This is a genomic window from Spirosoma sp. (genome assembly GCF_048594605.1).
GTDB lineage: Bacteria > Bacteroidota > Bacteroidia > Cytophagales > Spirosomataceae > Spirosoma.
The window spans coordinates 1-13,294 of the sequence record NZ_JBMDWV010000268.1 but is presented as its reverse complement, the minus strand read 5'-3'; the positions used below and the strand labels follow the sequence as shown (position 1 = coordinate 13,294).

The following is a 13,294-nucleotide window of genomic DNA, read 5'->3' as shown; positions in this document are numbered from 1 at the left end:
AGTTCAAAACACCTGAGAAAGTGGAAGGCAAGAGCCAGGGTCGTGGCAATAGCGGCATCTTCCTGCAGGGCCGGTATGAGTTGCAGGTGCTGGATAACTACAACAACCCGACCTACGTAAATGGTATGGTTGGCTCTATTTATAAACAGACTATTCCGCTGGCGAACCCGAGCCGCCCTCCGGGAGAATGGCAGTCGTACGACGTTATTTATCAGGCTCCCCGCTTTAACAAAGCCGGTCTGATGACCGACTACGCCTACGTAACGGTATTACTAAATGGCGTACTGGTGCAAAATCACGCAGCGATTCGGGGTACGACTGAATACATCGGCTATCCGAAAGTGCAGGCTCATGGTGCAGGTCCAATCCTGTTGCAGGATCACGGCAATCCGGTTGGGTTCCGCAATATCTGGGTACGTCCTTTGTAAAAAAATTGTTGATTTATATGTTAATTGCCTCTGGTAAAGCCGGGGGCTTTTTTATGTCATTACTTTTCGGGGTTCTATGCGGATCTGTCTATTAATTGTGCTTGTCGTTATGTTGCTGACCGCCTGTTCTACAACGACTGTATACATTGTACGCCATGGTGAAAAAGTGAGTGAAGCTGACACCACGGACCTTAACGCGGCCGGGAAGCAACGGGCTATAGCGCTGGCTGATACGTTGGCCAGTAAACAGATCGACTCCATCTTTACAACACCGTATCGACGTACGCGCCAAACGGCCGAACCGCTGGCTCAGCGAATGAACCTGCGCATGGTCGAATATCCGGCTAAATCAAACGACGTAATTGTGAACCGGGTTAGCCAGATTCGAGGCAAAACGGTGCTGATTGTCGGGCACAGCAACACCATTCTGGACATTGCCAAAGGCTTCGGTACACAACCGACAATGACAAAAATTGAGTCGGGTGATTTCGATAATCTGTTTCGTGTTCAGATTCGGCGAGGATTGTTTGGGAAATCGGTTTCGTTGTCACAAACTACCTACGGACAACCAACACCGCCCTGAGTGACGAAGGCTCGATGCGTATCGTCTTATAACCCACTTCCTCAAATCATGCAAATGCAGTATTGACGAGGCTATCCCGTAACTCTACCTTTGTTTAGATACTACGACATTAACGCATCGATGAAACGCCTGTTCCTGATCGCATTTTTTCTCGTCCAGCTAGCCAGCCTGACGTTGGGGCAGGGTATTCGCGCTGTTGGCGACGCAGAAGCGAAAACCTCACCTAAAAACGTACCTGCCATCACCCCTGAAACGTACACGGGCCGAATCGTTTCGGTAGCTAAAGGTGGCGGATTCACGGGTTTTGCGACAACGTATTACCTGCTGAACGACGGGAAGCTATTTCGGCGACGGAGCCCCGATTCCTCGTTTACGTTCATCAAACAACAATCGACGGCGCAAACAAAACGTCTGTTTAATACCATCGAGGTCACTTGCAAAATCAAAAAGACCCAGTTCGATCATCCCGGCAATCGCTATACGGTTGTTCGATGGCGGGAAGGTAAACAGAGCTATAAAGTCGCCTGGGGAATGCCCGGTCATACAGTACCGACTACGTACCCCAAATTCGTGAATTCGTTTATGGCGTTAGTGCCCGCGTCCGCAAAATAGAACGGCCAGCATTCTGGTGTGCCGAATTAACTGTTTGATAACAAAATGGTTATATGTGTATTAGTTCGGATTTGCGAAGCAGCCGCGAAGAAAATCCAACTTGAGAAATAACAATAAGTCCTGCTCTTATGAAATCAATTTTCCTTGTTCTTCCCCTGCTGACTACTCTTCAGTCTCTGGCCCAACAACCGGACGCAGGTTTCGGGCGTAAGCTAAAAACCTCGGCGCCAACACCGGGTCTGGCAGAACGATTGGCCGCCAAAACCATTCCGGTTTCGAGGAATCAGACGGGGCGCCAAACGTTAATGATTTCGGGCAAAGTACGACCGACGCTCCAGCCCTTACGATTGCGGATTGTGCGGGATACGGCTAACGGCCTGCCTGTGTTTATTGAACGAAAAAGTACTACGTCCGGCAGCACTACCCAGAAAGACGGCAAAGCACGATTGTCGGTAGCTGCGGCAACATCCGCTACGTATCAGTTTATGCATCAGGTGCGCAATCTGCTCAAACTTGAAAATCCTGAGTCAAATTTCACGGTATCACGTACCGAAACCGATGAGCTGGGTCAGATGCATGTCCGTCTGACGCAGACGCATCATGGCGTCCCCGTGCTAGGTTCTGAACTTGTCGCGCACCTGACGGATGGCGACGTTACGTTGCTCAACGGTCGTTATCAACCCGTACCGAAAGAACTAACAACAACCCCGCAATTGACACTGACTGCCGCGTCGGAACTGGCGCTTAAGGATGTTCGGAAAACCGCAACGGTTCGTTCATTTGGTGACAATATTCTGAACATGAAATCAACGGAAGGAGAACTGTGCGTGTTTCCAACCGTGGATGGTCAGGCGAAGCTGGCGTATCAACTCACTGTCCGGCCAAATCTGCTCGAACGATGGGAGTACGTAGTTGATGCACAATCGGGCGAAATACTGGACAGATACAACCATACGTGTACATTTCTGGCGCCAACGCCTGCTTCTGGGCGGGATCTGAACGGCGTGACGCGCTCTTTTCAGACGTATCAGCAAAACGGTGCCTATTACATGATTGATGCGTCGCGGCCTATGTTCAATGCGCCGGCGTCAAAGATGCCGAGCAACCCGGTGGGTGCAATCTGGACGGTCGATGCCAGAAATTCGAACAGCGACGATCCGAAATTATACCAGATTACTTCAGGCAATAATGCAGACTGGAGCCCAACGGCTGTTTCGGCGCATTACAACGCTGGCGTAGCTTACGATTATTATCAGAAAACCTTCAACCGGAATGCGCTGAGCGGAAACGGAGCGACTATGATTTCGCTCATCAACATTACCGACGAGGATGGAAAAGGATTGGACAACGCTTATTGGAACGGCAAGATTATGGCCTATGGAAATGGTCGTGTGTTGAAGCCACTGGCGGGTGGGCTGGACGTAGCGGGGCACGAAATGACCCACGGCGTTATCCAGAACACGGCTAATTTACAATACAAGAATCAGTCGGGAGCCATAAACGAATCGATGGCCGATGTATTTGGCGCGATGATTGACCGCAGCAACTGGACAATTGGCGAGCAGGTGGCCACGCCCGGTTTATTGCCGTCGGGGGCGTTGCGCGATCTCTCTAATCCGAATCAGGGTGGTAAAACCCGCGATCCAAACGGCTATCAACCCGCTACAATGACCCAGTACGAAAGGACATCTGAGGACAACGGGGGCGTTCACATCAACAGTGGTATTCCTAATTTTGCGTTTTATAAGTTTGCTACGGCCGTTGGCAAGGAGAAAGCCGAGAAAGTCTATTACCGCGCGCTGACAACGTATCTGGTTCGTACATCTCAGTTTCTGGATCTTCGTCTGGCCGTTGTGAAGGCCGCTGGCGATTTGTTTGGGGCTACCGCTGCGGAAGTGACTGCTGCCAGAAATGCATTCGATGCCGTGGGTATCGTAGAAACTACGACGGAGCCACCTACCAAACAACCCGATTTACCCGTTGCTTCGGGGCAGGATTTGCTACTGCTAACGGATGTTGATGACTCGAAACTCTATTCGACGGTAATTGGTGCAAATCCCGCCAGGTTTGACGTGAAATCGGCGCTCGGCCTGATGCACCGCCCCAGCGTAACGGACGATGGAAAGACGGCTTACTACGTAACGACCGATAAACGAATCCGGGCCGTTAATCTGACAGGTACACCCACTGAAACCGTTGTTTCGTCCGAAACAATCTGGGACAACGTAGCGATTTCGAAAGACGGAACTAAGTTAGCCGCCCTCACTGCCGACCGCGATGGGTCAATCTATGTGTATAGTTACGCCAAAAAACAGTGGGCTGAATTTAAACTTTACAATCCTACGTACACAGAAGGCGTTCAGACGGGCGATGTACAATACGCAGACTCGTTCGAGTGGGATTTTGCGGGCGAGAATATCATCTACGATGCCTACAACGCATTGCAAAATAGTAGTGGAGAGGCCGTTGATTATTGGGACGTTGGCTTTATCAATGTCTGGGATAACACAACCGGTAATTTCACCAATGGCGACATTGAAAAACTATATGCCAATCTGGAGGAAGGGGAAAGCATCGGTAATCCATCCTATTCCAAAAACTCGCCCAGCGTCATTGCTTTCGACTATGTAAACGATAATGATGGCACGTATTACGTTGTTAGTACGGACCTGAATACGAGTGATTTACAGATCGTCTATGAAAACAATACGTTAGGTTTTCCAAACTACTCCCGATTAGACGACAGGCTGGTATTCAATACGGAATCTAACTCCTCCGAAAGTGTTGCAGGAATTAATCTGGCGGCCGACAAAGTATCGCCGTCCGGTAATGCTTCTGTATTGTTCACAGGTGCGAAATGGCCGGTCTGGTATACGCAGGCAACGCGGGTAATTCCTACGAAAACAGCGCAGACTATTACGTTCGACGCCATTGATGACCGCTATACAAATCAGGGCGATCTGACACTCAACGCTACCTGTTCATCTAATCTGGCCGTTAGTTTTCTGGTACGTAGCGGACCGGCTACCTTGGCGGGTAATACATTAAAGTTCAATGGACCGGGTACAGTTACTATTCGGGCTTATCAGGATGGTAATAACCAGTTTGCAGCCGCTACGCCCATCGATCGTACGTTTCAGGTGAGGTTGGTTACCGAAATCGAACCCCTCTCTTCCGACGCCGTGAAGATTTATCCAAACCCGGCACACACTACCTTATCCATTGAACTGCCAAACACCGAAACGTTTGAAAATATATCGCTACGTACGGTTGCAGGCGCAACTGTTCTGCAGCCAATGATTCGGACGCGCCAGCGTACCGCTACGTTAGAGATTAGCCAGTTGCCAAAGGGTTTGTATTTACTGCATGTACAAACCCCGAACGGAACGGCCACGAAGAAAGTGATGAAAGAATAAGTACTGACGTTTACGCCGTTCATACGTCATAGTAGATGTATGAAATAAAAGCTATATTTGAGCATGTATCTGGAAGAACGCGTAGAGCAATTAGAAGCCTTATCAGTTGATCAGGGCAAGCAGATCGAAACAATTGCCAGAGGACTGGCTGATTTAACCGTAACCGTCAATCAGCGTTTTGATCAGGTTGATCAACGTTTTGGTCAGGTCGACGACCGTTTTCAACAGGTCGACAACCGTTTTGATCATGTAGATCAACGTTTCGATCAAATAGATCAACGATTTGACCTGGTAGATCAACGTTTTGATCGGGTTGAAGCAGATATTGCCGTCTTAAAACAAGATGTCACCGATCTGAAAAGTGGCCAGGCGAGGCTGGAAGAAGCCGTAGGTGGTATTCAACAGACGCAACAAACGATCTTAACTATTTTACAGGATCGATTGAAATAATCTATCTGCTCTAAAAAAACGGCGGGGAGAACGTGAATTTAATACGTTCTCCCCGCCGTTTTTTTAGAGCTAACTACGTTACTTGCCCGCGCCCCAGGATGAATCAATTCGTTTCGATACGGATTGTCTGACTACTCGAACTGGCTTCAACAATATCGGCCTTATCGTACCGCTGGAACTCACTAAAGGCAACTTCGTTTCCATCGACAATAAAGTGCTTAAACGACTTTTGAATACTAGCCTCATCCATTGGAATCGAAAAGAACGCAAATTGCCTGGTAGCAGGAATTGCAGATTCCTTCCTGTCTTCATCGAGCTGGAAGTTAATCGGTAAGTGATATTGAACATTCACGATCTGGCCCTTATGTATGGCAGGCTTCCAGCGGGGCATACTTTTAACGACACGTATGGCTTCTTCATCGGCTCCATGACCGATACCTTTCAGAACCTCAACATTGGTAACGTACCCTTCCGTCGTAACGACGAAACGGACAAATACTCTGCCTTCAGCTTTTGCTTTCTGTGCCGCTTCCGGATACCGTAAATTCTCTCCTAAGTATTGCCCCAGCTTCTCCATACCTCCTGGAAATTCAGGGTGCTGCTCAACGACGGTAAGAATTTCGCCATTTATCTTGACGGCCTGATCAGCCTCACGCTTGGGTTGGTCAGATTCGGATTGAGTACACATAACCAGACAGGCGGCTAGTGGAAGAGCCAGTACGTAGCCGAATAATGCCCGACGATTGGATGCGGGTTTCTGTAACATAACGATACGTTGTTTGAGGGTTGATTTAGAAACAAAAGGGGTAATTAGCGCAGAAGGCGATACGTTGAGGACATAAGCGACCAACTGCTGGGGGTAGTCCGGTTGTGGCGTTTTCAGAACGGCCCGATCGGCCAGAAATTCGTGAACTTCCTGCAAGGCACGTTTGTACAGCCAGACCACCGGGTTGAACCAGAATGCGACCTGAACGATTTCCAGAAACAACACGTCGGCCGTATGGTACTGGCGAATATGGGCTTTTTCATGACGTAACAGCGCATCCGGCTCAGTAAGTGAATCCATGCGATTCAGAACAAGATACCGGCCAAAGGAAAAAGAGGGAATCGCATCATTAGAAAGGCGGACGAGAGTATGATCCGTTTTGCGTTCCGCTTTGCCAGATTGAATCAGTTGGAACACGGTCCGTAGGCTCACGCCAAGTCGAAGGAGCACAAGCGTTGCGCCAAGTCCATAAATCAGCCAGAACCAGTTGATTACAGACCAGTCATGCTCTTCGAACGTAGTAGCGTTTCCAACGACAAATTCAGGTAACGTAATGATCCCGGCCGAAAAAACGCTGATGGCTTCGCCTGGTAATTTGACAAACGGAAGCAACAGGGAGAGGGGAATCGAAATGAGCAGATATGCCCGATTTAATCCGAAAAACGTGTTTCGGCGTAGAAGCACTACGTAGCAGCCGTAGAACATTAGCAGATATAGGCTGGCGTTTAGGAAGTAGAAAGGCGTATTCATTTTTTCCTGGAGGTTATCAAAACGACACCGTTTATGCCTTTTGCGCCGTATACTGAGCTGGCTGATTCGCCTTTTAACACCGTAACACTCTGAATGGTATTCGCATCCAGATTGAGCTTTTTCCCTCGGGGCTGTTCAGCACCATCCACAATATAGAGCGGTTCGGCGCTCAACCCGGCGGAGTAACCTCTGACCTTAATGGATGGCTTCGGATAGGGGGGGGGTAACGAATCAGGTAAGGGAATGACTGGCTCTTTTACGTCATTGTAAAGTGCAAATTTTCCGTTCTTGCTGTTGTCAATAATTACGCTCATTCGTTGCGCCGAATCCGGCTGCGCGGGCGAGGTGATCCGACCTGTACGTTTATCTTCTGCTTTTTTCAGCGCAAACTGAATTGGAAGATTATACATCACGTTCACGGGATTTCCCTGCTGGCGGCCCGGCTTCCAGGCGGGCATCTGACTCACTACGCGCACGGCTTCTTCATCGCAACCGCTTCCAATGCCTTTCAATAGCCGCAGGTCCTGAATCTGGCCGGTTGAAGAGACAACGAATTGGAGAAAAACACGCCCCTGCACCCGTTTTTGGCGCGCTTCCGCCGGGTAGCGTAAGTTTTCCGCAAGGTATTTTCGTAAAGCCTGCATGCCACCCGGAAACTCCGGCTGCTGCTCCACAACCGTAAATACAGCTCCGTTTTGGGATTGAACGGGTTGTTCCTGACCGGGGCTGGTAACGGATTCCGATACGTTCAGGTCAATGGCGCCCATAGCCATACTGACGTGAATGGATGAATGGCCATTAACCGGCACTACCTGCGACGTAAAACCAACAAAGCTGAACACCAGTGAGCTATTCCTCGGAACATTACTCAGTGTATATTTTCCGCTGGCATCCGTGCTTGTACCCAGAGTACCGCCCTTCACAACAATAGAAGAGCCCGGAAGCGGTTTGCCGTCTGCCGCGTTTGTTACGACGCCTGACACGGTAATACGTTCATCGTTTACCTGATCAATCATGGCCGAAATTTCCTCGCGAGCCGTTGTCATGGAAAGTAAGCCGAGCGCCAGCGGAATCACCAATACGTACTTGCCCAACGCCCAGCGGGTAGTGGCTTTTTGGTGCAGCATCTGAACCCGTTGTTTGAGCAGAGATGGATTGAAAAAGCCATTAACTAACGTATCAGGCTGAATGCCAAAGGCATAATTGACCAGAAAATGGGCGTAATATGTAGGCTGTGTAATGGCTTTATCGGCCAGAAATTCGTGCACCTGACGTAGCATTTTATCGATAAGCCACAACGCCGGGCACGCCCAGAAAATCGCCCGTAGTATAGCCAGGCTAAGTACGTCGATACTATGATGCTGACGAATATGAACCAGTTCGTGATCAATAATCGGCGCGGTTTTAGCGTCGTCAGGATTGAGCACCAGATAGTGGAAAAACGAAAACGTTGGTACCAGTGAGTTGGTAGGCCGAACCAATACGTAGTCATCAATACGTTGTAGGGGTGACCGATGGATAAAGCGTAGCAATCGGCCGGTACGTAGCATAAGCCGAAGGAGTAATACTGCCGAAACGATCCCGTACGTCGTCAGGAAAATGGTTTCCCAGTCAGGCCCAGTTTCGGTGGGTAACGTAGCAATTGTAGTAACTGGCAGCGTAATAACACCAACGGGGACGGGTAGTGTCTCAACGGTTTGGGTGGGCAAATTTACTCGCGGAAGCAGCAACGTGAGAAGAGTGGATGCCAATAGGTACACGCGATTGAGACCGAAAAACGTATGCTGACGCAGAAACAGCCAATAACAACTGACGAAGAGCAACCCGTAGAGGTTGGCTTTCAGGAAATAGTCGAGTGTGCTCATTTATCTTTCTGTTGGTTAAGGATTCTGATGATCTCGTCGGCTTCGTTCAGGCTGATGTTTTTGTCCTTCACAAAAAACGACACCAGCTTTTTGAGCGAATTATCAAAGTAATTCGCCATGAGTTGCTCGGTCTGGAAACGCCGGTATTCTTCCTCCGAAATGAGCGGATAGTATTCGTGCGTTTTTCCGTAGGCTCGGTAGCCCACCAGTTCCTTTTTCTCCAGAATGCGGATAATCGTCGAGACAGTATTGTAGGCTGGCTTAGGCTCGGGTAATTCGGCTAGTACATCTTTAACGAAGCCTTTCTGAAGCTGCCACAACACACGCATAATCTCCTCCTCGGCTTTGGTGAGTTCGCGTATTTGCATACGAATTTCCTATTTGTTTGATACGTGTCGAAAGGTATGACTAATGATTTAGTTTTACAACTAATTTATTAGTTATTTTATTAAAAAAAAATATATTCCTGACTATTAGTGGATTATAGCGGCTGACAATGTTCCGGGAGGATATTCAGGAAACTGTAAGAAATTCCAGGGAATTGGATACTCGCTCGGTAAAGAGGTTTGGAAGAGGCTACGTTAGATACTGATGGTAAACGTAATGGTTCTGACATTGCCATCTATGGATCGCTCGGTAACGATCAGGCCAGAATCATTATCAAACAAGCGGTCGCCAACATGCGGCAACAGTCCGAAATCTTTGTAAAAATTCTCAATGCTGGTAAAGCATATCTGAAGCCTGGCTGTCCAGATTTCGGCAACGACTGGATCCTCATACCAGTTGCTGGATTTAACCAGTTTTTTGACATCATGCAGCAGGCGTTCAGAGAGTAAAAACTTAATCTGCCATTCCTCAACTTTCCAGTCTGGACTCCCAAGAGGGTCAACAATAGATTTTGTTTGAGTAGGCATCAGAATGGCGTGTTGCTATCCCTAAAAGTAACAAATCAGATTTAATAACAGCTAAATGATTTACTTATTTCTATACTATAGTCATAAGCCGTAGCCTTTTATCTGAATTATTGCACTACTATGTACTAATAGGGACTAATCAAATACATTAATATAGATAATGGTAAAAAGTGACTTTTTACTGCAATACGTATCGCATTTCCTGTTTGCAAGCTTAATAATTCGCTTTCTGGGAACTTACTATCACGCCATCAAACAGAATGCCCAGCCAAATAAAATCCGGCTGGGCATTCTGAATAGACGAACGTTTTCGATACTATTTATGGGTTGTTAATTTTCCTTCGAGCATTTTAATAAAATAACCACCGACAACTGATCGGGCCTGAAAGCCTACCTGTTTCGCATTGGTGGTTTCGTGCCAGTCGGTGAGCGGTACGCGCGAAGGCGTTTCATTAACGAACTTCCAGACGGGTTTTACGAATGCCTGAAAATCGGCCGGAGAACTGGTCAACGTAGCGGTCCACATAATCCAGTCAGACTTGGTGTAAGTCTTCCGGCTGTCTAACGGTAAGCCATAAGGCTTTTGTTTGGTCAGATAATAGGCAATTTCCTGCTGAGCGATCTGCTTTGGGAAGATATTCATATTCAGGAGCTTGTCCCAGATCAGGTTATATTTCTGACTCCATGTATCATTGGCATTTTCAAACGTCAGATCATAATGCACTTTAGCGGAAGGCGTTTTGTCGAGAGCAAGCTGCTGCCATTTGGTGGCCATTTCTCTTGCAGTCTTTAAATACGTATCGGCCGTTGCTTTGTCGCCCAATTGAGCCGCCAGTTGCCCGTATGCGGCAATACCCAGAATTGCCTTTACCGACAAGTTGGCGTTGCGGGCAATATGACCGGCAAAGTCATCGGTACACAACTGATTGGCAGGGTCAAAGCCATCTTTTTTAAGGTACTCTACCCAGGTCGTCAGGGTTTTCCAGTGTTGTTTCGCATAGTTGGCGTTTCCTTCCGCAGCAGCGATGGCACCCATCAGCAGCAGCATATTACCGCTTTCTTCAACAGGCATATCTTCTCCGTAAGTTTGTCCGTTGGCCTGCGGATACGTACCAACGTCGTGAGCCGCAAACGGCTTGGTCCACTTCCCGCTTTCGGAATATTGGAAGATGGGCTCCATCATACCTTTTAGCAGGGTCGGGTTGTAGAGCAGAAACAACGGAGCCGATGGATACGTAATGTCGACGGTGCCAATGGAGCCATTGGAGAAATTCTCTTTCGAGAAGAAAAAGAGTTCGCCTTTGGGCCCCGCCACAATCTTGTGCGCAGCAATTGCCTGCCGGTAAGCCAGTACGCACAAATCCGCGTACTGTTTACCACCTGCTTTCTGCGCATCGGCGCGGAGTTTGGCGTCGAAGGTGGTGCATTTCTGTTCGAGTTTCGTGTAGTCTTTCTCGGCTGTTTGCATCAGAGCAGGCATCGTGGCCTTTTCATCCCGACGCCACCACGGGCGCAGGTTTTTCTGGAAATATTGCACCGAATACAGATCGTCGTAACCCAGTAACAGGTATTTGGCTGTGGGTTTCGTTACGTTACTGAAATCCAGCACAGCCGCCATGGACACATCCACTGCAGCGCGGGGCGCGGTCTGGGACGTAGTGGTGGGAAGCTGGCCGGTTGTCAGAAACGACTTTTTCAGCGCATCGGCCATGCCGCCAGCAGTTTGATTACCGGTTTGCTGCGGTGCCGCCAGATACGCGTAACCCCAGTCAATCCGAACATTATCGCCTTTTCGGTACAGAATCGACTGCGTTTCAGTACCGATGGACTGATACGTTAACCCGGCCGTTTGCCCGGCTTTTACAACCACTTCCTGACCAATCGTATTAGTCGCCAAGGTGCCCGATTCGCTGAAAAATACCTGCACCGAATGCGGTTTTCCATCCTGCGAACGCGCTTCGAACGTAACGTACGTAATCGGCCGGGCTGCTACGTCCAGGTCGTCCAGTAAAAGGGGCGACCGAAAGTTAAGAGCCAGTTGAACGGGCCCCGCCGTAAAGGTGTAATTGGTTTGCGTGGCCGATACAGTTACGCCGGTTTGCGTGGCCGTTACTACCGAGTTGCCCCGGATAGGATTAACGATCCCAACATCAATGAATGAACCGCCCCGCGGACTTACGCAGTGAACGGCCAGTACGTTCTTCCCCGGTTTCAGCGCTTTTTGACCTTCGGCCGACAGGGGCAAGTAAATATATTCGTTAATGTAATCAGGCTTGTCCAGAATTTTAACCCCGTTCAGGTAAATCACTACGTCGTCGTCATGATTCAGTGACAACAGTAGTTTCGAGGGATCGGCTTTGCCGTCGTACGTGAACTCACGCCGGAAGTAAATACCATGCGGCATGGCATCAGCATTTTTCCATTTCGTTTTCGCGTCGGGCGTGTCGCCAAACGGACCGGTTCCGGCTATCCAGCGGCTATCGTCAAATTCGGGTTTCTCCCAGCCAGCCTCAGCCTTGGTAAATATATATCGGGCCGGATAGGGCTTGACTTCTCCTGTTGGCAAAATAGGATCATAGGTTGTCGGTACGGCTCCCAAAAACTGATACGCTTTGCCATCGACCCGAACGATACCCTCCAGCGATTGGGGCTTGCCGGTCCAGTGGCGTGTTGGCGAATCGGTTAGTTTATCCGTTGTGCTCCAAACACTAAAATAAGGATCGTGCGTAATGAGCGGATAAGCGGGTGGGCGAAGGTTTTGCGCGCGACTCTGTACAAACGATAAACAGGCAAATAGCAGACTGGCACACCGGAAAAGGGTAATTTTTTGCATTGAGAACAATGGATTTGGACAATAATTAAGCAGATCTCGTATCATAAACCCGGGGCGGGTTAACCTTTACTTAGCAAAGACAAACGGGTATTGGTTTTATCCCTTGAAATAATGAAAGATTCAGCGATAAATACTGCCCTAATGTTGCTGTAAAAGGGTAGAATGCTACGCTGTATTTCTTATTCAACTACCTGCCTAAACTCGATTAATAACCGTACGACATAATGAAACAAATAGTCGCCTTACTGGCTGCGCTATTGCTGCTTGGCCAGACGACAGAATCTCTTGCACAGCAGATTTCGAAAGAGGAGCTGCTTTTTCTGACCCCCGACTGGAAAGGCGAACGCTTCCCCGATGGACGTCCCAAGGTGCCCGATACTATTCTGAAACGAATGAAACTGGTGACCCACGAAGAAGCCTGGGCCGTCATGACAGGCGAAAAATACCGCTACCAGTTTGCCGGCGACTGGCAAACCATCAATCCCGACAGCGTCCTGGTGGGCCGCGCCTTAACCGCTACGTTCATGCCCGGCCGGCCCGATGTGCACCGGGTCACCGACGAAAAAGGGCATACCAAAGACGGCCGGGTCAAATCGCAGAATGCCTGGCCCATTGATATGCTGCTCAAAGGCGACGTCTACGTAGTGGATCAGTACGGTATGCAGGAAGATGGCCCC

General features: G+C 48.9%; 10 protein-coding genes and 1 pseudogene. 6 read left to right on the top strand and 5 right to left on the bottom strand.

What is annotated here, in order from left to right; genetic code table 11:
- The 5 genes from ACOJS8_RS16385 to ACOJS8_RS16365 all read left to right on the top strand — a co-directional run.
- Positions 1-428: 3-keto-disaccharide hydrolase (locus tag ACOJS8_RS16385; RefSeq protein ID WP_420149621.1), on the top strand; the 428-nt coding region annotated here is incomplete at its 5' end.
- Positions 429-504: 76 nt separating this feature from the next.
- A complete protein-coding gene (locus tag ACOJS8_RS16380) occupies positions 505-1,011 on the top strand; it encodes a SixA phosphatase family protein (RefSeq protein ID WP_420149620.1) in 507 nt (168 codons plus the stop codon).
- Between the two features lie 120 nt (positions 1,012-1,131).
- Positions 1,132-1,623: an FAD-binding oxidoreductase gene (locus tag ACOJS8_RS16375; RefSeq protein WP_420149619.1), complete on the top strand. Its 492-nt coding sequence runs from the start codon at positions 1,132-1,134 to the stop codon at positions 1,621-1,623.
- Positions 1,624-1,751: 128 nt separating this feature from the next.
- Complete coding sequence (locus ACOJS8_RS16370) at positions 1,752-5,039, top strand: M4 family metallopeptidase (protein WP_420149618.1); 3,288 nt, start codon at positions 1,752-1,754, stop codon at positions 5,037-5,039.
- Between the two features lie 63 nt (positions 5,040-5,102).
- On the top strand, positions 5,103-5,489 hold the full coding sequence (locus ACOJS8_RS16365) for a hypothetical protein (RefSeq protein ID WP_420149617.1): 387 nt from the start codon (positions 5,103-5,105) through the stop codon (positions 5,487-5,489).
- Between the two features lie 103 nt (positions 5,490-5,592).
- Here the strand turns inward: ACOJS8_RS16365 and ACOJS8_RS16360 are convergent, their stop codons facing one another.
- The 5 genes from ACOJS8_RS16360 to ACOJS8_RS16340 all read right to left on the bottom strand — a co-directional run bounded on the left by ACOJS8_RS16360 (position 5,593) and on the right by ACOJS8_RS16340 (position 12,617).
- Positions 5,593-7,005 carry a M56 family metallopeptidase gene (locus tag ACOJS8_RS16360; RefSeq protein WP_420149616.1) on the bottom strand — a complete coding sequence of 471 codons (1,413 nt, stop codon included), beginning with the start codon at positions 7,003-7,005 and terminating at the stop codon, positions 5,593-5,595.
- Complete coding sequence (locus ACOJS8_RS16355; RefSeq protein ID WP_420149615.1) at positions 7,002-8,870, bottom strand: TonB family protein; 1,869 nt, start codon at positions 8,868-8,870, stop codon at positions 7,002-7,004. The genes ACOJS8_RS16360 and ACOJS8_RS16355 overlap by 4 nt, the downstream gene beginning before the upstream one ends.
- Entirely contained in the window at positions 8,867-9,238 is a 372-nt protein-coding gene (locus ACOJS8_RS16350; RefSeq protein WP_420149614.1) for a BlaI/MecI/CopY family transcriptional regulator, read from the bottom strand. Before ACOJS8_RS16350 ends, ACOJS8_RS16355 begins: the two co-directional genes overlap by 4 nt.
- Positions 9,239-9,451: 213 nt before the next feature.
- Positions 9,452-9,784, bottom strand: coding sequence for a hypothetical protein (locus ACOJS8_RS16345; protein WP_420149613.1), 333 nt, complete (start codon positions 9,782-9,784; stop codon positions 9,452-9,454).
- A gap of 316 nt (positions 9,785-10,100) precedes the next feature.
- Positions 10,101-12,617: a glutaminase domain-containing protein gene (locus ACOJS8_RS16340; RefSeq protein ID WP_420149612.1), complete on the bottom strand. Its 2,517-nt coding sequence runs from the start codon at positions 12,615-12,617 to the stop codon at positions 10,101-10,103.
- Positions 12,618-12,841: 224 nt separating this feature from the next.
- Between ACOJS8_RS16340 and ACOJS8_RS16335 the strand changes: the two are divergent.
- Positions 12,842-13,294 (top strand): annotated as a pseudogene (locus tag ACOJS8_RS16335) (RraA family protein); the annotation flags it as partial.

Bases quoted from the DNA above. Each gene is read 5' to 3' on its own strand.
- ACOJS8_RS16370 (WP_420149618.1), top strand. From the start codon at position 1,752: ATGAAATCAATTTTCCTTGTTCTTCCCCTGCTGACTACTCTTCAGTCT.
- ACOJS8_RS16375 (WP_420149619.1), top strand. From the start codon at position 1,132: ATGAAACGCCTGTTCCTGATCGCATTTTTTCTCGTCCAGCTAGCCAGC.
- ACOJS8_RS16360 (WP_420149616.1), bottom strand. From the start codon at position 7,005: ATGAATACGCCTTTCTACTTCCTAAACGCCAGCCTATATCTGCTAATG.
- ACOJS8_RS16350 (WP_420149614.1), bottom strand. From the start codon at position 9,238: ATGCAAATACGCGAACTCACCAAAGCCGAGGAGGAGATTATGCGTGTG.
- ACOJS8_RS16355 (WP_420149615.1), bottom strand. From the start codon at position 8,870: ATGAGCACACTCGACTATTTCCTGAAAGCCAACCTCTACGGGTTGCTC.
- ACOJS8_RS16380 (WP_420149620.1), top strand. From the start codon at position 505: ATGCGGATCTGTCTATTAATTGTGCTTGTCGTTATGTTGCTGACCGCC.
- ACOJS8_RS16365 (WP_420149617.1), top strand. From the start codon at position 5,103: ATGTATCTGGAAGAACGCGTAGAGCAATTAGAAGCCTTATCAGTTGAT.
- ACOJS8_RS16340 (WP_420149612.1), bottom strand. From the start codon at position 12,617: ATGCAAAAAATTACCCTTTTCCGGTGTGCCAGTCTGCTATTTGCCTGT.
- ACOJS8_RS16345 (WP_420149613.1), bottom strand. From the start codon at position 9,784: ATGCCTACTCAAACAAAATCTATTGTTGACCCTCTTGGGAGTCCAGAC.